At 56.5% G+C, this 22,233-nt stretch carries 19 protein-coding genes and 1 pseudogene; 8 read left to right on the forward strand and 12 right to left on the reverse strand.

Annotation, left to right across the window (positions count from 1 at the left end):
- Nucleotides 1-11: 11 nt before the first annotated feature.
- A pseudogene (gene cobA / locus LPB19_RS11200) lies at nt 12-860 on the forward strand (uroporphyrinogen-III C-methyltransferase); the annotation flags it as partial.
- Nucleotides 861-945: 85 nt separating this feature from the next.
- On the opposite strand, the gene LPB19_RS11205 reads toward cobA, so the two are convergent.
- The 8 genes from LPB19_RS11205 to gloB all read right to left on the reverse strand — a co-directional run bounded on the left by LPB19_RS11205 (nt 946) and on the right by gloB (nt 12,032).
- Nucleotides 946-2,022, reverse strand: coding sequence for a 3-deoxy-7-phosphoheptulonate synthase (locus LPB19_RS11205; protein ID WP_206642986.1), 1,077 nt, complete (start codon nt 2,020-2,022; stop codon nt 946-948).
- 782 nt (nt 2,023-2,804) lie between these two features.
- Nucleotides 2,805-3,593 carry an enoyl-ACP reductase FabI gene (locus LPB19_RS11210; RefSeq protein WP_206642987.1) on the reverse strand — a complete coding sequence of 263 codons (789 nt, stop codon included), beginning with the start codon at nt 3,591-3,593 and terminating at the stop codon, nt 2,805-2,807.
- Nucleotides 3,594-3,659: 66 nt separating this feature from the next.
- Nucleotides 3,660-5,264, reverse strand: coding sequence for an ABC transporter ATP-binding protein (locus tag LPB19_RS11215; protein ID WP_206642988.1), 1,605 nt, complete (start codon nt 5,262-5,264; stop codon nt 3,660-3,662).
- Nucleotide 5,265: 1 nt separating this feature from the next.
- Nucleotides 5,266-6,288, reverse strand: coding sequence for an ABC transporter permease (locus tag LPB19_RS11220; protein WP_206642989.1), 1,023 nt, complete (start codon nt 6,286-6,288; stop codon nt 5,266-5,268).
- 2 nt (nt 6,289-6,290) lie between these two features.
- Nucleotides 6,291-7,376 (reverse strand): microcin C ABC transporter permease YejB, encoded by a 1,086-nt coding sequence (locus LPB19_RS11225; RefSeq protein WP_206642990.1) that lies wholly within the window; start codon nt 7,374-7,376, stop codon nt 6,291-6,293.
- Between the two features lie 42 nt (nt 7,377-7,418).
- Nucleotides 7,419-9,251, reverse strand: coding sequence for an extracellular solute-binding protein (locus tag LPB19_RS11230; RefSeq protein WP_206642991.1), 1,833 nt, complete (start codon nt 9,249-9,251; stop codon nt 7,419-7,421).
- A gap of 130 nt (nt 9,252-9,381) precedes the next feature.
- A complete protein-coding gene (locus LPB19_RS11235) occupies nt 9,382-11,082 on the reverse strand; it encodes a LysM peptidoglycan-binding domain-containing protein (RefSeq protein ID WP_206642992.1) in 1,701 nt (566 codons plus the stop codon).
- A gap of 155 nt (nt 11,083-11,237) precedes the next feature.
- Nucleotides 11,238-12,032: a hydroxyacylglutathione hydrolase gene (gloB, locus tag LPB19_RS11240; RefSeq protein WP_206642993.1), complete on the reverse strand. Its 795-nt coding sequence runs from the start codon at nt 12,030-12,032 to the stop codon at nt 11,238-11,240.
- 89 nt (nt 12,033-12,121) lie between these two features.
- On the opposite strand from gloB, the gene LPB19_RS11245 reads away from it, so the two are divergent.
- The 5 genes from LPB19_RS11245 to LPB19_RS11265 all read left to right on the forward strand — a co-directional run bounded on the left by LPB19_RS11245 (nt 12,122) and on the right by LPB19_RS11265 (nt 16,683).
- A complete protein-coding gene (locus LPB19_RS11245; protein WP_206642994.1) occupies nt 12,122-12,916 on the forward strand; it encodes a class I SAM-dependent methyltransferase in 795 nt (264 codons plus the stop codon).
- A 14-nt stretch (nt 12,917-12,930) separates the two neighbouring features.
- Nucleotides 12,931-13,374: a ribonuclease HI gene (gene rnhA / locus LPB19_RS11250; protein ID WP_206642995.1), complete on the forward strand. Its 444-nt coding sequence runs from the start codon at nt 12,931-12,933 to the stop codon at nt 13,372-13,374.
- A 28-nt stretch (nt 13,375-13,402) separates the two neighbouring features.
- Nucleotides 13,403-14,104 carry a DNA polymerase III subunit epsilon gene (gene dnaQ / locus LPB19_RS11255; RefSeq protein WP_206642996.1) on the forward strand — a complete coding sequence of 234 codons (702 nt, stop codon included), beginning with the start codon at nt 13,403-13,405 and terminating at the stop codon, nt 14,102-14,104.
- 226 nt (nt 14,105-14,330) lie between these two features.
- The gene (locus tag LPB19_RS11260; protein WP_206642997.1) at nt 14,331-16,037 is read left to right on the forward strand and encodes a chemotaxis protein; all 1,707 of its coding nucleotides are present in this window, start codon (nt 14,331-14,333) and stop codon (nt 16,035-16,037) included.
- A 4-nt stretch (nt 16,038-16,041) separates the two neighbouring features.
- Nucleotides 16,042-16,683 carry a multidrug transporter gene (locus LPB19_RS11265; RefSeq protein WP_206642998.1) on the forward strand — a complete coding sequence of 214 codons (642 nt, stop codon included), beginning with the start codon at nt 16,042-16,044 and terminating at the stop codon, nt 16,681-16,683.
- Between the two features lie 74 nt (nt 16,684-16,757).
- Here LPB19_RS11265 and LPB19_RS11270 read toward each other — a convergent pair whose 3' ends face one another.
- Nucleotides 16,758-17,072 carry an SCP2 sterol-binding domain-containing protein gene (locus LPB19_RS11270; RefSeq protein ID WP_206642999.1) on the reverse strand — a complete coding sequence of 105 codons (315 nt, stop codon included), beginning with the start codon at nt 17,070-17,072 and terminating at the stop codon, nt 16,758-16,760.
- A 229-nt stretch (nt 17,073-17,301) separates the two neighbouring features.
- Between LPB19_RS11270 and sohB the strand changes: the two genes are divergently transcribed.
- Entirely contained in the window at nt 17,302-18,366 is a 1,065-nt protein-coding gene (sohB, locus tag LPB19_RS11275) for a protease SohB (RefSeq protein WP_206643000.1), read from the forward strand.
- A gap of 32 nt (nt 18,367-18,398) precedes the next feature.
- The gene (locus LPB19_RS11280) at nt 18,399-19,391 is read left to right on the forward strand and encodes a YhdH/YhfP family quinone oxidoreductase (RefSeq protein WP_206645783.1); all 993 of its coding nucleotides are present in this window, start codon (nt 18,399-18,401) and stop codon (nt 19,389-19,391) included.
- Nucleotides 19,392-19,440: 49 nt separating this feature from the next.
- On the opposite strand, the gene LPB19_RS11285 is transcribed toward LPB19_RS11280, so the two are convergent.
- The 3 genes from LPB19_RS11285 to LPB19_RS11295 all read right to left on the reverse strand — a co-directional run bounded on the left by LPB19_RS11285 (nt 19,441) and on the right by LPB19_RS11295 (nt 22,207).
- Nucleotides 19,441-19,944, reverse strand: coding sequence for a DUF934 domain-containing protein (locus LPB19_RS11285; RefSeq protein ID WP_206643001.1), 504 nt, complete (start codon nt 19,942-19,944; stop codon nt 19,441-19,443).
- A complete protein-coding gene (locus tag LPB19_RS11290) occupies nt 19,937-21,589 on the reverse strand; it encodes a nitrite/sulfite reductase (RefSeq protein ID WP_206643002.1) in 1,653 nt (550 codons plus the stop codon). Before LPB19_RS11290 ends, LPB19_RS11285 begins: the two co-directional genes overlap by 8 nt.
- Before the next feature lie 381 nt (nt 21,590-21,970).
- Nucleotides 21,971-22,207, reverse strand: coding sequence for a DUF2970 domain-containing protein (locus tag LPB19_RS11295; RefSeq protein ID WP_206643003.1), 237 nt, complete (start codon nt 22,205-22,207; stop codon nt 21,971-21,973).
- Nucleotides 22,208-22,233: the final 26 nt, after the last annotated feature.

Genomic DNA, 22,233 nt, shown 5'->3' on the forward strand with positions numbered 1-22,233 from the left:
GGCAGGGATTTGCATCTAGGAAAAACGTTGGGGTAGCGCCAGGACCAACCCGCTACCGCACCAACCCGGTAACGGAAAACCCGAACGATTCCGCCGGTGAGGTCGCTCTCGTAGGCGCCGGCCCCGGCGATCCAGAGCTTTTGACCATAAAGGCGTGGCGGCTGATTACTTCCGCTGAGGTTGTGCTCTACGATCGCCTGGTGTCCCCAGAGATTCTCTCGCTGATTCCGGAAACCGCAGAACGGGTTCATGTTGGCAAGCAACGCGCCAATCACGCGTTGCCTCAGGATCAGATCAACCAGCGGTTGGTTGATCTGGCGAGGGAGGGTCGCAAGGTGGTCCGGCTGAAGGGAGGCGACCCCTTTATTTTTGGCCGTGGTGGCGAAGAAATCGAAACCCTGGCCGCAGCCGGTGTTCGCTTCCAGGTGGTCCCTGGCATTACCGCAGCTTCCGGCTGCGCGGCCTATTCCGGTATACCGTTGACTCACAGAGACCATGCTCAGTCAGTGCGCTTCGTGACCGGCCACCTGAAGAATAATACCTGTGATCTGCCCTGGAAGGATTTTGTCCAGACCAATCAGACCCTGGTGTTTTACATGGGGTTGGTCGGCTTGCCGATCATTTGTAAGCAGTTGATGGGGCACGGCATGTCACCGGACATGCCAGTTGCGTTGGTGTCCAAAGGCACAACACCGGAACAGGTCGTGGTGACAGGGACTCTGGCAAATATCGTGGCGCGGGTGCAGGCCCACAAGGTCCATCCGCCAACACTGGTCATTATCGGCCAGGTTGTTTCGTTACGCAGTAAGCTCGACTGGGTCGGGGGCGTACCGGAACTGGCTGACGAGCAGCCCGTGTAAACCTGTTGGTTGTTTTCAGGACGTAAAAAAGGGAGCCTGATGGCTCCCTTTTTTCGGGGCTGTTGATTATGGCCCCGCACCTGATTCAGCCGATACGGCGCTTCGGCAGGGTATCCTTGAGTTTTTCTCGCATGTCGTGAACGGCTTTTTCGGTGGTTGGCCAGTCAATGCAGGCGTCGGTAACCGAAACCCCGTACTGCAGATCAGCCAGGTTATCCGGGATAGACTGGCTGCCCCAGTTGATGTTGCTCTCGATCATCAGGCTCTGGATGGAGGTGTTGCCCTCCAGAATTTGATGGCTGACGTCCTGCATGACCAGGGGCTGGAGCGCCGGGTCCTTGTTGGAGTTGGCGTGGCTGCAATCCACCATGATGGACTTGCGCAACTTGGCCTTGTCCAGAGCCTGTTCACAAAGGGCCACGCTCACCGAATCGTAGTTAGGCTTGCCACCGCCGCCACGCAGTACAACGTGGCCGTAGTTGTTGCCCTTGGTGCGCACGATGGAGGCTTTACCTTGCTGGTCAATGCCCAGGAAACTGTGCGGGTGAGACACGGATTTCATGGCATTAACCGCGACGTCCAGGCTGCCGTCCGTGCCGTTTTTGAAGCCTATCGCCATGGACAGGCCGCTGCTCATTTCCCGGTGCGTCTGGGATTCGGTGGTACGGGCGCCGATGGCTGACCAGGCCACTGTATCCTGCAGGTATTGCGGTGAAATTGGATCCAGCGCTTCGGTGGCCACCGGCAGACCCAGCTCGTTGATGTCGAGCAGCAGGCGGCGGCCAATGTGCAGGCCCTGTTCAATATCAAAGGTGTCGTTCAGGTGGGGATCGTTGATCAGACCCTTCCAGCCAACGGTGGTGCGCGGTTTTTCGAAGTAGACCCGCATAACGATCAAAAGGGTGTCGCTGACTTCGTCGGCCAGTTTTTTCAGGCGCCGGGCATAATCCATCGCGGCTTCAACGTCGTGGATAGAGCAGGGTCCAACCACCAGGAACAGGCGGTGATCTTTGCCATCCATAATGTCGTAAATGGCCTGGCGGCCGTTAGCGACGGTTTCTGCGGCCTTATCGGAAAGCGGCAGCTCCTGCTTCAATGCTTCTGGAGTAATCAGCGGTTCCTGGCTGGCCACGTTCAGGTTTTCCAGTTTCTTGCCTGACATCTTGTTTGTTATCCCCGATTCTGATCGTTGCGACCCGGCGTATCCGCGACGGTTAACAGGGTTGCAGATTGACACAATTGTCTGCGGCCTATGCCTGTGGTACCGGCCGAAGAGATGGTTATACTGCGTTATTTGATGGGGCTTTTCAACGCTTGTTGAGCAGAGGGCCGGATGGCGGAAAACAAACAAAAAAACACCGGGTTTCAGGGTGTGCTCTTCAGTGGCCCGTCAGATTGACGCGGTGGGTGTGCCTGACCTTCCGTATCCCCCCCGGCAAGCTCGCCCCGGATGCCGTCACCGAAAGTTTTCAGAATGAATCGCCAGGGCCACTCGGCCTCCGGGCTCAAGACTAGAAATGAATCATGAGCGATCTCTACTACGAATTTGGCAACGCGGAGCTGGAGCCGAGAGGGCCCAGGGTGGCACCAGCCGGGTTTTGAATTGATGGTATCCGGACTGGTTTGCCGCATCCGGGATATGTCGGCCAGTGGGTTTTGTCTGATTTCCCGGAAGGCAGTCACCGTCGGTGCAATCATTGCGGCGGCGGTGGTGACGAGAGCAAATGCATGATCGTTCCACCGGATGCTTGAGGTGGTCTGGTGTCGGTCCAATCCGTCGGGTTTTCTGGTGGGCGCGAAGAGCCTCGAATCTGACCACACCGATTGCGTGGAATGGGTGGAGGCGATCGCCGAGGCGCTGGCGCCTGGTTGACGCAAGGATAGTCTCGGGCACGAAAAAGCCGGCCTGGGGCCGGCTTTTTGTCTTTGCACATCAACCGTGTGCTATGACTCCTCAAGTTCACCCATGCCGGTGATGTTGAAACCGGCATCCACGTACATGATTTCGCCGGTGATACCGCTGGCCATATCGGAGGACAGGAAGGCCGCCGCATTACCGACTTCCTCTGTCGTGACATTGCGCCGAAGAGGCGCTCGTTTGGCGTTTTCTGCCAGCATCTTCCGGAAACTTTTAATGCCGGAGGCTGCCAGGGTTTTGATCGGGCCGGCTGAAATTCCGTTCACCCGGATACCGTCTTTACCCAGGCTGGCCGCCATGTAGCGAACATTGGCTTCCAGAGACGCCTTGGCAAGGCCCATCACGTTGTAGTTCTGCAGCACACGCTCTGCACCCAGATAGCTCAGGGTGAGCAGCGCACTGCCTTCGTGCATCATTGGGCGCGCCGCCTTGGCCAGAGCGACAAAGCTGTAGGAGCTGATGTCATGGGCAATGCGGAAACCATCCCGGGTGGTCACGTCGACGTAGTTACCATCCAGTTCATGCGCCGGAGCGAAACCAACGGCGTGAACAATGATATCTATGTTGTCCCAGTGCTTGCCCAGCTCAGTGAATACTTGCTGAATCTCCTCATCGGAGGCGACATCGCAGGGGAACGTGAGCTGACTACCCCATTGTTCGGCAAACTTTTCTACCCGGGGCTTGAGCTTGTCATTCTGGTAGGTGAAGGCCAGTTCTGCGCCCTCACGGGCAAAGGCCTCGGCAATGCCGTAGGCAATGGAAAGCTTGCTGGCAACGCCAACGATCAGGGCTCGTTTGCCACTGAGTATTCCCATGGGTGAATCTCCATGCATGACTGAATTTTCCGCATTATCCCCGAAGCTTGGAGGGCGGGGTAACACTCAATTGGTCGTAGAGGACTTCTGGTAGAAGAATGCTGCGTTGAGCAGCTCGCAGGTATAATCCTGCTTGGGCGACTGGAAAATGTCGCTGGCGTCTCCGTATTCGACAATTTTGCCATGCCGAAGCACCAGCAATTTATGGCTGAGTGCCCGAACCACGGCCAAATCGTGACTGATGAAGATATAGCTTAGACCATAGCGGTCCTGAATATCCCTGAGCAGTTCAACCACCTGTTTTTGCACGGTTCGGTCCAGCGCAGAGGTGGGTTCGTCCAGAATGATCAGGTCCGGTTGAAGGGCCAGTGCCCGAGCAATGGCGATACGCTGGCGCTGCCCGCCGGAAAATTCGTGCGGGTAGCGGTGCCTGGCATCCGGGTCCAGCCCCACATCTTTCAGGGCTTGAATGACGCGCGCTTCGTGGTCCGCCCGGTTATCCGGATCATGGATTTCCAGGCCTTCACCGACAATCTCGGCAATCGACATGCGGGGGCTGAGGCTGCCAAACGGATCCTGAAACACAATTTGAATGCGCTTCCGCCAGGGGCGGAATTCCCGCTGGGTTAATGGCCCCAACTGGTGCCCATCGAGATCGATTCCGCCCGTACTGTTGATCAGTTTGAGCAAGGCATGCCCGATGGTGGTTTTGCCACTGCCACTCTCGCCGACGATGCCCAGGGTCTCGCCCCGTTCCAGGCTGAAATTTGCATCTTGAACGGCATGAAAATAAGCCTTGACCTTGCCCAGCAACGATTTCCTGGTGGGGAATCTAACGTCCAGTTGCCGGACCTCCAGAAGCGAATTGCCCGTGGTGTTCTTCGGCGGCGGTGCAGAGGGCGGTTCGGCGTTCAGGAGCATCTGGGTGTAGGGGTGTTGCGGGCTGGCGAATAACGCCTCTGAGGTGGCCCGCTCGACGAGCTTGCCCCGTTCCATGACGGCCACCCGGTCAGCGTACCGGTGCACGATGGTCAGATCGTGCGTGATCAGCAGGATCGCCATGCCGAGTTTTTTCTGCAGGTCTTGCAGAAGTTCCAGCACCTGCTGCTGGACGGTCACATCCAGGGCCGTTGTGGGCTCATCCGCGATCAGTAGCTCCGGTTCATTGGCCAGGGCCATCGCAATCATCACCCGCTGCTTCTGGCCCCCAGAGAGCTGGTGAGGGTAGCTTTTGAGTCGGCTTTCGGGGTTGTGGATGCCCACCAGGTCGAGCAACTCGATCGTACGTTTTCTGGCCTGGGAGTTGCGCAGCCCCTTGTGCAGTTCCAGGATCTCGCCAATTTGCCGTTCCACCGTGTGCAGCGGATTCAGAGAGGTCATTGGTTCCTGAAAGATCATGCTGATCTGCCGGCCGCGGATTTGCCGGAGCCGTTTGTCCGAGGCTTTGAGCATGTCTTCGCCACGATAGTGTATGGCTCCGGTGGGGTAGCTTGCGTGCCGCTCGTCCAGCAGCCGCAGCACTGACAGCGCCGAGATGGATTTGCCTGAGCCGCTTTCGCCCACCAATGCGACGGTCTCGCCCTCATCGATCGACAGCGACAGCGCGTCGACCACCCGGGGGCCCTCGTCGAAACAGATGGAGAGGTTAGAGATTTCCAGCAAATGGCTCATGTCAGCTCTTTCTCGGATCAAAGGCATCCCGGACGGCTTCGCCAACAAACACCAATAGGGTCAGCATCACCGACAACGAAACGAAAGCAGATATGCCCAACCACGGGGCATGCAGATTGGCCTTGCCCTGAGCGATCAGCTCGCCGAGTGATGGCGACCCCGAGGGCAAACCAAAGCCAAGGAAGTCGAGCGATGTCAGCCCGGTGATGGCGCCGGTGAGGATAAACGGCAGAAACGTCAGAGTGGCAACCATGGCATTCGGGAGAATGTGCCGGAACATGATTTTTCGGTTGTCGAGCCCCAATGCCCGAGCGGCCTTCACGTATTCAAAGTTTCTGGCGCGAAGGAATTCGGCACGGACCACATCCACCAGCCCCATCCAGCTGAACAGCAGCATGATTCCCAGCAGCCACCAGAAGTTCGGCTGGACAATGCTGGACAGAATGATCAGAAGATAGAGCACGGGCAAGCCGGACCAGATTTCAATAAAGCGTTGTCCGAGCAGATCGATTTTTCCGCCGTAGTAGCCCTGAATGGCACCGACCGCGACACCGACAATGGTGCTCGCGAAAGTCAGGGTCAGACCAAACAGCACCGAAATCCGGAAGCCGTAGATAACCCGTGCTGCGACATCCCGGCTCTGGTCGTCAGTGCCGAGCCAGTTTTCTGCACTGGGTGTTGCCGGCGAGGGTACTTCCAGGTCGTAATTGATGGTGTCATAACTGAAGCGGATTGGTGGCCAGACAATCCAGCCGTTGGCTTCAATCTCTTCGGCAATGAAGGGGTCACGATAGTCCGCCTCCGTGGGCAGAAATCCGCCGAACGTTTCCTCTGGTACCGCCTCGACGACGGGGAAATACAGGTTCCCGTTGTATGACACAATCAGCGGTGAATCATTGGCAATCAGTTCGGCACAGAGCGAGAGACCAAAGAGGGCGAGGAACACCCAGAGCGACCAGTAACCGCGTCGGTTGGCCCGGAAATTCCGCAGCCGTCGTTGTTGAATCGGAGAGAGTGACGGCATGGTTACGCACCCTCCCGGCTTTCAAAGTCGATTCGGGGGTCGACCAGCACGTAAGTGATGTCGCTCACCAGTTTCAGGACCAGCCCCATCAGAGTATAGATGTAGAGCGTACCGAAGATGACCGGGTAATCCCGGTTGAGCGCAGCCTCAAAGCCCAGCAGGCCAAGACCATCAAGTGAGAAGATGACTTCGATCAGCAGTGAACCGGTGAAGAACAGGGCAACCAATACGCCGGGCAGGCTGGCAATGACGATCAGCATGGCATTGCGGAATACGTGACCGTACAGCACCTGTTTGTTATCAAGCCCCTTGGCCTTGGCCGTAACCACATACTGCTTGCTGATCTCGTCAAGGAAGGAGTTTTTGGTCAGTAATGTCAGGGTGGCAAAGCCACCGATGACGTTTGCCGTTACCGGGAGGGCCAGGTGCCAGAAATAGTCGGCCACCTTCTCGTACCAGGCGAGCTCGTCAAAGTTGGACGAGGTCAGGCCGCGGAGCGGGAACCAGTCAAAGTAGCTGCCACCGGCGAACAGGACAATCAGCAGTATCGCAAAGAGAAAACCGGGAATGGCGTAGCCGACTACGATGGCGGAGCTGGTCCAGACATCAAATCGCGAACCGTCGGTAACGGCCTTGCGAATGCCCAGAGGAATGGAGATCAGGTAGATAATCAGGGTGGACCAGAGACCCAGTGAGATGGATACCGGCATCTTGTCCAGAATCAGGTCCAGAACGCTTTTTTCGCGAAAGAACGAGTCGCCGAAGTTAAAGGTGGCGTAGTCCCCAAGCATTTTGAAAAAGCGTTCGTGGGGGGGCTTATCGAAACCGTACATGGTTTCGATTTCTTTCAGCAGTTCATCTGGAATGCCGCGGGCTCCACGGCTGTCGCCGGAACCGCTGGCGACTTCACCGCCGGCATCACCGCCCGATGCCCGTGCAAGGGCGCTGCCGCCGTGACCCTCCATTTCCGCAATCAACTGCTCAACCGGTCCCCCGGGGGCGGCCTGAACGATGACGAAATTCAGCAGCATAATCCCGATCAGAGTCGGGATGATCAATGCAAGCCGTCGGAGTATGTATATGCCCATCTGGTGGTGCGTTCCTTACGTTACAGCTTGGGTAAGAGTGTCTTACTCAGGTTTTACCCACCAGTTGTTCAGGTCCGACCCATTTTTGGGCGTGATTTCCGGCCGTTGCAGATGGCTCCAGTAGGCGACCCGATCCTGGGCCAGGTGCCAGTGCGGGATCACGTAGTGGCCATGAAGCAAAACCCGGTCAAGTGCGCGAACCCGCTGAACCAGTTCCTCCCGGTCGGGCGCCTGAATCACCTGCTGGACCAGGCTGTCGACCACCGGGTCCGCAATCCCCATGTAGTTTCTTGATCCGTTGGCGTTCACGTTGGCGGAGTGCCAGTACTCACGCTGCTCGTTGCCGGGCGAGTCGGATTGGGGCAGCACTTGGGTGATCATGTCGAAATCGAATTCTCGAACCCGCTGAATGTATTGGTTGCTGTCCACCAGGCGAACAGAGACATCAACGCCCAGCTTGGCGAGGGTGTTCTTGAAGGGCAGCACAACACGCTCAAAGCTCTTCTGGAACAGAAGGATTTCGAAGGCCAGTGGTTTGCCGGATTCGACATGGGTCATCTTCCGGTCCTGGATTTCGTACCCCGCAGCCTTCAATAGCTCCATGGCTGTGCGAAGGTTTTTCCTCAGACCCTGTTGTCCGCCGGCTTCTGGTGGCTGGTAGGTTTCTGTGAAAACGTCTTCGCTGAGCTGGTCACGGTACGCTTCCAGAATTTCGAGTTCTCGCCCCTCGGGCAGGGCGCTTGAGGCAAGATCGCTGTTTTCGAAGTAGCTGTCGGTTCGGGTGTACTGGCCATAAAACAGGTTCTTGTTGGCCCATTCGAAGTCGAAACCGTAGGCCAGCGCTTCACGGACCCGCGCGTCCTTGAACACGCCCCGTCGGGTATTGAAGATGAAGCCCTGCATGCCTGTTGGGCGATGGTGTTCGATGGCTTCGGCAATAATTTTTCCTTCCGTGAACCTGGGGCCGCTGTAGGCTGTCGCCCAGTTTTTTGCCGACGTCTCGATTCGGTAGTCGAAACTCCCTGCTTTGAAGCCTTCCAGAGCGACCGTGTCATCGTTGTAATAGTCGTACTGGATTTTGTCGAAATTGAATCGACCCTTTCGCACGCCCAGGTCCTTGCCCCAGTAATCTTCCACACGTTCATAGGCGATGGAACGACCCGCCTCGAATTTGCCGATGCGGTAGGGGCCGCTACCCAGGGGCGGGTTCAGTCCGTTTTTGCCAAACTCACGATCGGCCCAGTAATGGGCCGGAAGAATCGGCATCTGACCCAGGATTAATGGCAGTTCGCGATTGGATGTGTCGCCAAAATCGAAACGAACGCGCCGCGGGCTTTCCACCGTTACCTTTGAGACATCGGCGTAGTAATTGCGGAAAAAGGGGTGACCCTTGGTGGTCAGAATTTCGAAGGAGAACTTCACATCCTCGGCCGTGATGGGCTGACCATCGTGAAAGCGCGCCTGTTCCCGAAGGTTGAAGATCACGTAGCTGCGATCTTCGGGGGTTTCGATGGATTCCGCGATCAGGCCGTAGGCGGAAAACGGCTCGTCGTCAGAGGATTCCAGCAGGGTGTCGTACAGGTAGGTATTGATGCCGGCCGCGGCAATGCCCCGAATATCGAACGGGTTGAAGGAGTCGTAGCCGTTGGCAACAACCGCCATTTTGACCGAGCCGCCTTTGGGGGCGTCCGGATTGACGTAGTCAAAGTGCGCGAACCCGTCAGGATATTTGGTTTCCCCGTGCATGGCCATGCCGTGCCTGGGTTCAGCCGAGGGCGCCTGTGGTTCTTCAGCGAATCCGGTGGTTGTACCGGCCATCAGGGAAAGAGAAGCTAGAAGCGTCGTCAGGTATGAAGCTGTCCGTTTGCTGGTCATAGGTCTCGCGCGTTCCGGAGTGTCAGTTAAGAGGCGCCGGCTCTCGTTAAGCTTCGATCGACGGCGCGCTCCGGGTCATTCTGACCCATCTGATTCTTATGTGTTCCCAGAATGTCCTGACCTTTCCGGGTCAGGGACTGTTCCGGATATCAACGTAGAGTACCAGACTTTGGCCAGGTTGGAGATATCGTGAGGTGTTCAGGTCGTTCCAGCTTGCGATGTCGCGCACATTCACGGAGAAACGGCTGGCAATCGTCCACAGGGAATCACCCTCTCGAACCCGGTAACCCACCTTGCGAACCATGGAGCTGCCACGGGCACTGGACGACGCCACCTGAGTTGGCTTGGATACCTTGGACCAGATCACCAGTTCCTTGCCTGGCAACAGGGGATCGCCAGGCGCCATACCGTTCCAGGCTGCGACCTGGCGTACGGATACCCGATGCTCTCTTGCGATGTCCCAGAAAGTGTCACCACGGCGCACGGTATAACGGACCTTGTTGCCCTTCCGCTTACGGTCCTGCTTGCGCTCCAGGCGCTCGGAGGCGCTCAGCGCGTAGGTGTCTGATCCTTTCAGAGCGGACGGAATCAGCAGGCGCTGGTTAATCCGGATCAGGTCAGTATCCAGTTTGTTGACCTGCTGGATCACTGAAGGGGTCGTGTTGAACTTGCGTGCAATGGAGATCAGGCTGTCCCCGGAAGCCACTTTGTAATTGCGCCAGGAGACGCGCTGCTCCACCGGCAGGTTCGCCAGTGCGGAGCGGAATGTATCGGCATTTTCGATCGGAACCAATAGACGGTGGGGGCCATCGGGGTTGGTTGCCCAGCGGTTGTAGCTCGGGTTCAGCAGATAGATTTCGTCCACGTCGACCTGTGCAAGCTGGGCTGCCTGGGCAAGGTCCAGCTGGGAGCCGGTATCGACAACCTCGAAGTAGGGCTCATCCTTCAGCGCAGGAAGTTCAATTCCGTAGGCTTCCGGCTTGTCGAAGATTCGGGCCAGGGCGATCAGCTTGGGTACGTAATGTCGGGTTTCCTGTGGCAGATCCAGTGACCAGTAATCCTGTGGATGATTGCGCTTGCGATTCTTGCGCATGGCGCTGGATACGGTGCCACCACCACTGTTATAGGCGGCGAGTGCCAGGGTGTAATCACCGTCAAAGCGCTTGGCCAGCCGGTCGAGGTAGGTGAGAGCGGCATCGGTGGCCTCAATCAGGTCGCGACGATCATCGTGCCACCAGCTCTGGGTCAGGCCGAAGTATTTTCCCGTGGAGGGTATGAACTGCCAGAGGCCGGCAGCTCTGCCGTGGGAATACGCAAATGGATCAAATGCGCTTTCTACAATCGGCAACAGTGCGAATTCGTTGGGCAAGTTGCGCTTTTCGGTTTCGTTCAGGATGTAGTGCAGGTATCGACTACCCCGGTCGGCTACCCGCTTGATGTAAGTCGGGTGCTTGGCATACCAGTCAAGCTGATCCCGGATGCGCTTGTTGTCGATGTCGTGGTCAAGCTCAAACCCTTCTCGCAGGCGTTGCCAGAGGTCCTGGGTTTCGGCGCTGGCCTGCTGCTCGGGATTGTCCAGCTTTTCACGGGCATCCTGGGCTGCGGCACGCAGTGAAGGCGCAATGGCATCGTCGAGGGTTCCATCCGGCGCGCCACCGCCCGAAGCCACGGATCGTTTGAGTCCTTCGTCGCCCGCCGCCACGGTGACCTGGTTGGAATCGAGCAGCGCCTCCTCACTGAGTTTTGCCGTCTCTCTGGACGTCTCGAACACACTGCATCCACTGGCCAGTGCACCGGTAAAAAATAGCAGAGACAATCGTTTGACCGACATAGAAAAGTTCCGGCTCACGGTTGGGGCCGGATCATGTGATTGAAAATCCGGCAGATTTAATGGGTTACAATAAAAAGGTGGAACGATTCTATGAAAGCCCTCTTCTGAGCGTCAAGAAGCCTCTCGTTACGACCCTGAGAGGATTTGTTAACGACTCAAAAGTTGTCCTTGCCGTGTCTTATGGCCGCAAATATCGCATCGGCACTATCCGATGGCAGATTGTGCTGCTCGCAATAGGCTAACGCGGCTCGCTCCACGGACGGATCGTCCCAGCGCAGGAATGGGTTAAGTTGCCTTTCCTGGGCCAGGTTTGAGGGTACCGTGGGCTCGTCTTTTTCACGCAGTTTCTTGCAGTGGTCCTCGAACGCTTTCAGGTTGGCGTCCTCTGGCAGCCAGCTGCGGGCGAAACGGAGATTGGCCAGGGTGTATTCGTGGGCACAGTAAACGGCCGTACTTTCGGGCAGGGAGCGGATTGCCTCCAGTGAGTGGCGCATCTGTCCGGGTGAGCCTTCAAACAGTCGGCCGCAACCGCAGACAAACAGCGTGTCTCCGCAGAACAGAATTGGGCGGCCGTTCACCGCTGTTTCGCAAAAGTACGCGATGTGATCAAGCGTGTGTCCAGGAACACCCAGCACCGAAAACGCCAGCTCGTACCAGGTCGCTTTTGCGCCGGGTTGCACGGGCTCGGAAATACCTTTGAACGGTGAGTTTGCCGGCCCGATAATGCGGCAGTCCGGCGCATGCGTGTGTAACTCCGGCACACCGCCGACATGATCGGGGTGGTGGTGGGTGACCAGGATAGTATCCAGGCGCAGGTGGTGTTCGTTCAGGTGCTCAAGCACCGGCCTGGCCTGCCCGGGATCAACCACCAGAGCCCGACCTGTCTCGGTGTCCGAAAGGCACCAGATATAGTTATCACTGAACGCGCGGATGGGATGCACGGTCAACATACAAGTCTCACCTGTGAAATCTGAGTGTGACTGATATGATAGATCATTACCGGGGCGGTCCAAAACCGGGCCAGAAGCGGGGTGACCTTGTGAAAAAGCCAGAAACGATTGATTACGCGGCTCGCCACGAAAGTTTCGAGCGGTGGTTTCAGACGCCGCTGGGCAGGGCTTTACTGGCGGATCAGCGGCGAATGCTGGACAGCGATCTGGCTCGCCTGACCGGCGCTCGCCAATTGCAGGTCGGTATCAGTCATCGATTACCGTTGGCCACCGGCACGGATTTCACGCAAAGAATCATGACCACCCCCTTTTGGTCGGGCGAGATCTCCGACGGGGTAGTCGTGTGCGATTCCCATGAATTGCCGTTTCCCTCAGATTCCATGGATCTGGTCGTGCTTCATCACAGTGCGGATTTCAGCAAGTCTCCGCACGAGGTGATTCGGGAAGCTGCCCGTGTCCTGCGGGGTGAGGGGACGATCGCGCTCATCGGTTTGAATCCGTTGAGCCTCTGGGGGCTGCGCCGGGCAGTCTCCCGTTTCCGCGAAGGGCCCTGGGGTGGGCGGTTCCTGTTTCGCGGGCGCATGGAGGACTGGTTACACCTTCTGGGTTTCAATATTGAAGTATCTGCCACGCGGTTTTTTCGTTTGCCGCTCCAGAGGAGTGGGCGAGATGTCGAAAGCCGGTTGGATTCGAGGCTGGCTGGCAATAGAATCCTGCCCCTTGGTGCTTACTACTGCATTATGGCCAGAAAACGGGTGTATGCGGGATTGCCCAAGCGTCCGGTCTGGGGCAAGGCGAAAGTGATTGCGCTGTCTGGCACCAGAGCCATTGGGGCATCCCGCGGAGCCCACGCAGGCAAGTGGATGCAGGAAAATACCGAATAAATATCAGGAGTATTATGTCGGGCAGAGTGATTTTGTACACCGATGGCGCGTGCAAGGGTAATCCCGGTCCCGGTGGCTGGGGGGTCGTCCTGCGATACGGCGATGCCTGTAAAACGCTGCACGGAGGTGAGGCCGAGACAACCAATAACCGCATGGAGTTGATGGCGGCGATTCGGGGGCTGTCGGCACTCAAGCGGGCCTGCGAAGTCGAACTCTACACGGACTCCCAGTACGTCCGTAAAGGCATTACTGAATGGATGAAAGGCTGGAAACGGAACGGCTGGAAAACGGCGGCCAAAAAACCGGTCAAGAACGAAGATTTGTGGCGCGCCCTCGATGACGAGGTTGCCCGTCATCAAGTGAACTGGCACTGGGTAAAAGGCCATTCAGGCAACCCGGATAACGAACTGGCCGATGAACTGGCCAATCGTGGTGTGTCCGAGTTAAGTCGGGCCTGACGCAAGCAACGCGGATTTATGTGAAGTTATGAGACAAATTGTACTGGATACCGAGACCACAGGTATTGATCCGTCTTCCGGACACCGGATTATCGAAATCGGCTGTGTTGAGCTCATGGAGCGCCAGCTGACGGGCCGGACCTATCACGTCTACATAAACCCGGAACGAGAGGTCGAGGCTGAAGCTATCTCGGTCCATGGTATTACCAACGAGTTTCTCGTTGATAAGCCAAAGTTCGCGGAGATTGCCGACGAATTCTTCGCGTTCATCGATGGCGCCGAACTGGTTATTCATAACGCGGCGTTTGACGTCGGCTTCATGGATGCTGAATTTGCCCGCCTGAAACCGGTTCGCAAAACGGCCGATCATTGTGGCGTAGTGGATTCACTGGCCATCGCGAGAAAAAAGCATCCTGGCCAGAAGAACAATCTTGACGCCTTGTGTAAGCGGTATGGCGTGGACAACAGTAATCGGGAGCTGCACGGCGCACTTCTTGATGCTGAGATTCTCGCTGATGTCTACCTGTTGCTCACGGGTGGGCAGACTGCGCTCTCCCTTGACACCGGATCGGAAGACGGTGGCAGTGTGGGGGGAATTCGCCGGTTATCTTCTGAGCGTGCCCCTCTGGCTGTGGTTGCCGCCAGTCAGGATGAGCAGGACGCCCACGAGGAGTTTCTGGGCATGATGGAAAAGCAGGCAGGTGAAACAGTCTGGAGCAAACTTCAGTAGCTCGAATGAGAAATACCTCGGATTATACCAAATGTTACATTCTGCCTTTCTTGAGGTGCTTGAGTTTTATGATATAAGTAGTGGTCAGTTAGCCGGTTTTGGTTTAAAAAGAGTGAGCTGAAACCCTGGATTACGCAATAACAAGAGTAGGCCTGTCAGTGTATCGGGCGGGTAATGGTTACCATGAGGTTGCGGTAGTCTCCGCTAATAATAACAGGAAGCGTTTATGGTTCAGTCGTCTCTAGCGACGAAATCCCAGTCGTTTGATCTGGTCAAAAAAGAAATCGAGCAGACCATCAAGCAGGCAGAATCCAGTCTAGAACGCTTCCAAGAAAACCGGGAAAGTGGCGAAGACCTCCAGAACTGTGTTGACTTCATCAACCAGCTCCGAGGCATTTTTGTTCTTGTGGAACTCCGTGGTGGTGCTTTGCTTTGCCAAGAAGCCGTATCCATGGCGAACGATGTTCCCGTGGGCGCCAACGACGACAAGAACATTCTGCTGACCACCCTCAATAGCGCGCTTTTCATCCTTCGTCGTTATGTCGAGTATTATCACCAGCAGCGTGCAGACCACCCCGAATTGCTTTTGCCGGTTATTAACGACCTGCGCGAGGCCCGTCGTGAAAAGCCCTATCCTGAGTCGGTATTCTTTGAAGTAGACGTCAAAGACCAGCCGGACTTCTGTGCTGGAATGCAGATCGACCCATTCACCGGTGGCGACTCCGAATACGAAATCATGGCGCGCCGTATGCGCCTGACCTTCCAGGTTGCGTTGCTTGGTATTCTCAAAGAGCGCAATGACCTCGTTAACAAGAAGCTGATTGGTCGTGCATCCCGCGGTATGGCTCGCCTGTGCTCCGGTGCTCCGATGGGGCAGATGTGGTGTTTGGTTTCGGTCGTGGCTGACACCATGCTCGACCGCGCTATGGGCTTCAGCAAGGCACGCAAGCGCATGTTCATGCGCATCGAGAAATACGCCAGGGAAGTGGTGTACGTCGGCAAGGTTGCGACCGCCAAGCACGCACCGGATTCCCTGATTCGTGACCTGATTTACCTGTTGTACCGCAGCGGCTCGGGCAACCCGGAAGTGACGCGGGTGCTCTCGGCGTACCGCTTGGCGCCTGCAGACTTTACAGACTCCATGCTGGAAAGCCATGCCCGCCGGCTGTACGGGCCGGGCAGTGACGTTCTGAAATCCCTGTCCGAAGCGCTGCAGGATGAATTGAACCAGCTGAAAGACAAGCTCGACATTATCGAGCGAGGCATTGAGCCTGACCTTGCGGAGCTGTCGTCCATTGCCTCTGCACTGGACCGGCTGGCCAATACGCTGTTGATGCTGGACCTGAACAAGCTCGCGTCGGTTGCCCGAGAGGAAGCCGCGCGCTTGCGTCGATGGGAGGCGGATTCCAAGCTGCCAGAGGATGATGAACTCTATCGTCTGGCAGGTTCCGTATTGAGCATTGAAGACGCGGTTATCCAGATCGTGAATCGCGGTATTACCTCGGAAACCGACGCCCTTGCAGTAGCGCAAAACAAACAGGACGAGTCGATCTACCTGCGGGAGGCTCTGTTTGTCGTAGCCGATGAGGCTCGCAGTGCGCTGACACTGGCAAAACGAGCCATTACCGCCTTTGTTGAGTCGGATTATGACAAACTTCATCTTGCGAACCTGCCGGGTACCCTTCATAGCATCTGGGGTGGGCTGCAGATGGTGGATGATCCGGCTGCTGCGAGCGTTCTCGAGCGGGTGGCGGGTTCCATACAGGCTCAGCTCCTGGATGGTCGTGACGCACCATCGGCACAGGTGCTGGAAGCCCTGGCCGACGCTTTGACTTCGATGGAGTACTACATAGAGAGCATCGGTCAGCGAGAGGACAAGAATCAGGATCTCCTCAAGTTGGCGACCAGCTCATTGGATGACGTGGGTCTCTGATTGTATGTCGCAGGAATTCGCTACCATTGCGCTAGCCGGTCTCGGTGCGGTTCTGGTTATCGCCGGACTCACATTCTTTCTCCGTCCTCGCTGGCTGCTGGCCTGGCTGAAAGGGATGGCGGTTTTCGGTGTAATGACCGTTGGCGCCTATCTTCTGGTTATCGCCTTTAATCTTTACAGCTATCAATCCCTCGCGGGTATGCAGACTGTTGCTACCGTGTCCACTCAGGAGCAGGGGGCGCAGCGCTGGGGTGTCACCTTTGAAGCCCGGAACGCGCAGCCGGTGGTTGCAACCCTTCGTGGGGATCAATGGCAGGTCGACGCCAAGATTATTCGATTCACGGGTCCGTTGCGCTGGCTGGGAATCGGGCCTGCGTATCGATTGGAGAGGCTCGGTGGTCGTTATACATCGCTCGAGCAGGAGCGCGATTTGCCAAGGTCCGTTATCGGTCTGAGCGATACAGTATGGGCGGATATCTGGGAACTGGATCGTCAGTTTGACCTGCCCTTTGTTGAGGGCGTCTACGGTAACGCGACGTTTATGCCCATGAGGGATGGAGCGGCATTCGACGTCCGGCTTTCCGGTTCAGGCCTGGTGGCAGTGCCGGTCAATGAGGAGGCCCGTAAGGCCGTCCAATATTGGTAACGCCGTCTCTGGATTCAAAGCGAAAAAAAAAGCCTGCGGTGAACGCAGGCTTTTTTGCATCAGGATGGGGTTGATCAGCCCATCTTGAACAGCTCACCGAGCTTGGTGGCGAGCATCATGTCGCCCTCAGCGCGCAGCTGGCCGGCCATGAATGCCTGCATGCCGTCAGTTTCGCCAGACACGATGCCGTGCAGGGTTTCGGAGTTCATGATCAGGGTTACCGAAGGATCGCTGTGCTCGCCTTCCTGAACATTGCAGGTGCCGTCGTTGATTACAACGTGGTAGTTCTTGTCGTCTTCGATGTCGAACTGGAATACCAAGTCCAGGCCTTGCGCTGCGTCAGCGTTGAAGTTCTGTTCAAGTTGTTCGAATACCTGAGCTACAGACATTATCTTTCCCTTTTTGGCTGGTTGTCTGGTGTTGGCGACGGCTTGGATGCCCTTGACAGGTAAGCCTGAACGGGCGCTCTAGCAGAGCCGACCTCGAAATCGACTTTATGGTGAGTGCAGGGAGCTGTCAAGCTCGATCGAACGCTTGTTTAAATAATTTTGCTCACCTTATCAGCGTAAATTCGGTAAGTTACACTGTTACGCCCAGAACAGGTTACGGAGAAGCACTTTGGAGTTTCTGACAGAGTATGGTTTGTTCCTCGCCAAGGTTGTCACCTTTGTTGTGGCGGCTCTGGTGATTATCTCGGTGATTGTCTCTGCCGCCCATAAAGATCGCGACGATCACGGTGGTGACGGTGAGCTAAAAATCCGGAAGCTGAACGACAGCTATAAGAAACTGCGGGAATCCATTCAGGCCCGGTTGATGTCTGAAGGCGAGCGCAAGGCGGCGGCGAAAGCCCGCAAGAAAGAAGAGAAGGCCAGAAAGAAGTCGGAGAAGGCCAAAGAGAAGCTGGGCGAAAGCGCAGAAGACCAGCGCTCGAGAGTTTTTGTCCTGGATTTCGATGGTGATATCAAGGCAAGCGAAACCGACCAGCTGCGCCGCGCCATTACCGCAGTGCTGAGTATTGCCAACCCTGATGAGGACGAAGTCGTCATTCGCCTCGAAAGCGGTGGTGGCATGGTCCACGCGTACGGGCTGGCGGCAGCCCAGCTGGACCGGATTCGTGGTAAAGGTATTCGATTGACCGCTTGCGTAGACAAGGTGGCTGCCAGTGGCGGCTATATGATGGCTTGTGTCGCAGATCGGATTGTAGCCTCGCCCTTCGCCATCCTTGGCTCTATCGGGGTCGTGGCCCAGTTGCCGAATTTCCATCGCCTGCTGAAGAAAAATGACGTCGATGTTGAAGTGCTGACCGCCGGCGAACACAAACGGACCCTGACAATGTTCGGTGAAAATACCGAAAAAGGTCGTGAGAAGTTTCTCGCAGATCTGGAAGACACTCACGTGTTGTTCAAAGACTACGTGAGCCAGCGCCGCCCGGACCTTGACATTGCCGAGGTCGCCAATGGTGACATTTGGTTTGGCACCCGCGCGCTGGATGTAAAGCTGATCGATGACATCAAGACCTCAGACGAATATCTCATTGAAGCCTGTGATCGTGCCGACGTAGTCTCTGTGTCTTACCAGCGAAAGCGCACGCTGGCGGAAAAGTTCGGGCTGGCGACCAGCGCAGCTCTTGAACATACGGTCTGGAAGGTGCTGAGCGCCTTTCGGAAGCAGAACATCCAGTAGACAACCAAACGGAAAGGGGTGTGATTGTGACGATGAATACAGAATACAAAGCCTGGCGGGTAGAGGAACAAGACGGTGACTATGTCGGGTCTGAGAAAACCCTGAATATTGGGGATCTGCCTGAAGGTGAGGTGCTGATTCGCGTTTCCCACTCCTCCCTGAACTATAAGGATGCCTTGTCGGCATCCGGTAATAAGGGCGTGACCCGAAACTTTCCACATACGCCCGGCATCGATGCCGCAGGTGAGGTGGTCGAATCGTCTTCTGCTGAGATAGCTGAGGGTTCCCAGGTGATTGTCACAGGCTACGATCTGGGGATGAACACCTCCGGCGGCTTCGGTGAATACATTCGGGTGCCAGCTGGCTGGTGTGTGCCCATGCCATCGGGCTGGGATGCGCGCACCGCCATGATTTACGGTACCGCCGGGCTCACGGCTGGGTTATGTGTGCAGAAGCTGCTCACCATGGGCGCGCAGCCGGAGCAGGGGGCTGTTGCTGTATCGGGTGCAAGTGGTGCGGTTGGTAGTGTCGCGGTTGAGTTGCTGGCCAGGCTGGGGTTTGAGGTAGTTGCGATCAGCGGAAAGGCCGATCATGAAAAATCGCTCAAGGCGCTTGGCGCGAAAGAAGTTGTCGGTCGGGATGCGTTGACGCAGGAGAAAAAGCCCCTGCTCAAGCCGGTGTTCGCCAACGCAGTGGATACCGTGGGCGGGACGCCTCTCGCCGAACTGTTAAAGCAGGTGAAACCGGGGGGCTCTGTGTCTTGCTGTGGCCTTGTTGCGGGACCGCAGCTTGAAACAACCGTTCTGCCGTTTATTCTGCGCGGGGTCAATCTGCTGGGCGTCGATTCGGTGGAAATCCCCCTGCAGGATAAGAAGACGATATGGCAGAAGTTCTCTAGCGACTGGGCGTGCTCGAAAACCGAAGCTTCTGCACGGGATATTGGTCGAGCCGAGCTTGATGCGGCGCTTAAGGCGTTCCTGAAGGGTGAGTCGGCCGGAAAGATTGTGCTGGATCACAGCAAGTAAAAGCATAAAAAAGCCTGTCAACGACAGGCTTTTTTCATTGATGGTTTCCTTACCCGGCGCGGCGGCGGAACAGCGGTGTGTCGGTGTCCGTCGCGGCCTGATAGCCTTGGGTAAAGAACCCAAGGCATTTCGCAGCCTTTTGGATGTCCTTGTCCGGTCTCAGGGCATAGCTGTTGAAGCCGCAGCGCTTCATAAACTGGAGCTGGTCCAAGAGGACGTCACCAATCGCTCGCAATTCGTTTTCAAAGCCCAGCCTTTCCCGCAGAATCCGGGCGATGCTATAGCCCCGCCCATCGGTGAATTTCGGGAAGTTCACGGCGATCACGGGCAGCTCGTTTACCTTGTCGCCCAGTGATTCCGGTTCCTGATGGCTGTCGAGCCAGACGCCGATGTCTGCTCGGCCGGCGTAGCGCTCGTAACCCGCGAGCCACAGGTCGGCCGGAATCAGCGCCTTCTGGTCCGGTACGTTCAGAGACTCGCCTTCTTCTGGGCGCGGAACAACAACCCAATCGTCCTGTTTAATGCTGCCGTTGTGTAATACGATCTCAGGCATAAACGCTCTCCTTGAACGGGTCGATTCCGATGCGGCGATAGGTGTCCAGGAAGGTCTCTTCCTCGGTCCGCCGACCTACGTAGACATCAATGATTTTGGCAATAACATCGGGCATGGCTTCCCGGGCGAAAGATGGCCCCAGAATCTTGCCGATGGAGGCATCGTGATGGGATGAGCCCCCCAGACTAATCTGGTAGAACTCCTCGCCTTTTTTATCTACGCCGAGAACCCCGATGTTGCCCACGTGGTGATGGCCACAGGCGTTCATGCAGCCTGAGATGTTCAGATCGATGTTGCCAAGGTCATATAGATAATCGAGATCATCAAAGCGACGCTGAATTGCTTCCGCCACGGGGATGGATTTGGCGTTGGCCAGAGCGCAGTAATCGCCGCCAGGGCAGCAGATTACGTCCGTCAGGGTGTTCAGGTTTGCGGTACCAAAACCCATCGGAACGATGGCCTGCCACAACTCAAACAAGCGATCCTGTCGTACGTCGGCCAGCACCACGTTCTGTTGATGAGTGACACGAATCTCTCCGAAGCTGTATTCATCGGCAAGATCGGCAATCTGCTCCATCTGACGGTCGGTGACGTCGCCCGGTGGGGTGCCGGTTTCCTTAATCGTCAGATTAACAATCGAGTAGCCCGGCTTTTTGTGAGTATCCACATTGTGGCTCAGCCACTGATCGAAGGCGCGGTTCTCGAAGCGCTGTTTTGCCAGTAGGTCTGATGCGTTTTCCAGGCTGACGTAGCTGGGCTCAGTGAAATAGCTCTTGATGCGGTCGATCGCGTCACGCGTCAGCTTGGTCGGGGAATCCTTGATGTGCGCCCACTCGGCTTCCACCTTGTCGGCGAACCCGGCCGGTGTCAGCGCCTTAACCAGGATTTTGATCCGTGCTTTGAATTTGTTATCCCGTCGGCCGTAGCGGTTATAAACCCGCAGCACGGCCTCCAGGTAAGTTAGCAAGTCGAGTTCCGGGAGGAATTCACGGATCACCGGCGCCACCATGGGCGTGCGGCCCAGGCCGCCACCAACGTGAACACGAAAACCCAGGTCGCCCGCCTCGTTGCGGACTATCTGCAAGCCAATATCGTGCACCTGAATGGCTGCCCGATCGGTTTTCTCAGAAGCATTCACCGCTACTTTGAACTTCCGGGGCAAAAACGCAAATTCCGGATGGAAGGTGGACCATTGGCGAATGATCTCGCAGTAGGGGCGTGGGTCGGCAATCTCGTCGTCCTGAACCCCGGCGAACTGGTCCGTGGTGGTATTCCGGATGCAGTTTCCGCTGGTCTGGTTGGCGTGCATCTCGACTTCTGCAAGTTCGGCCAGAATGTCCGGCACATCTTCCAGGTTTGGCCAGTTCAGCTGGACGTTCTGGCGGGTGGTGAAATGGGCGTAACCCTTGTCGTAGTCGCGACTGATTCGAGCCAGACGACGGAGCTGATTTGAGCGCATCATGCCGTAAGGCACCGCAATTCGGAGCATGGGGGCAAGCCGCTGAACATAGAGGCCATTTTGCAAGCGCAGTGGGAGGAACTCTTCCTCTGCCAATTCGCCCGCGAGGGCGCGATCGGTCTGGTCTCTGAACTGCGCTACCCGTTCGGCCGCTATTTGCCGATCGTGCTCGTCGTATACGTACATAATGCGAGATCCTGCTCTAACTCATCGATTGGAAGCCTGGCTCTGAAACCCACGTTCAGGCCGGGTCTTATATCTGCGTCGCAGGATATCACCACGTTTATATTTCTAAAATGATTATTTCAAAATATGTTTATCGATTCAGGCGATATAGGAAAAGTGAAACTGGACGAATCGCCGTTTGCTGTCTTAACTGAAACAAGGAACGAGGTAACTCCTTCAGTTTCCGATAAAAATAAACATTAGCGAAGCAATTTCGAAAGAGGGAAGTGCGATGAAAAAAACAGCAGGTTCAGACAGTCATGTGGATGCGGTGGCATCGGTCCTTCTGGTGATGCTGGTGGTTGCCTTTGCAGTGATGTGGGTGTCCGGCCAGTAAGCGGGTCAGCTACTCGCCAGCACCATGTTGACGATCAGGATCAGCCCAATGACGAATCCCGCCGTGAAGAGAACACCGGCGATGATGTAAGGCCAGGGGCTGCCACTGGCGAAATCTTCTTGCCGGCGCTTGTCAGACTGGACGCCGAAGGCGCCGGCAAGAATACTCTGCAGGATTTTCAGGACCCCCGGGCGTTGCGGAGCGTTATCCTTTTCAGGCTGTCCTTTGCTCCCACTCTTCATCGGGCGTCCTTTTCCATTCCAATTGG

Source organism: Marinobacter salinisoli, assembly GCF_017301335.1.
GTDB lineage: Bacteria > Pseudomonadota > Gammaproteobacteria > Pseudomonadales > Oleiphilaceae > Marinobacter > Marinobacter salinisoli.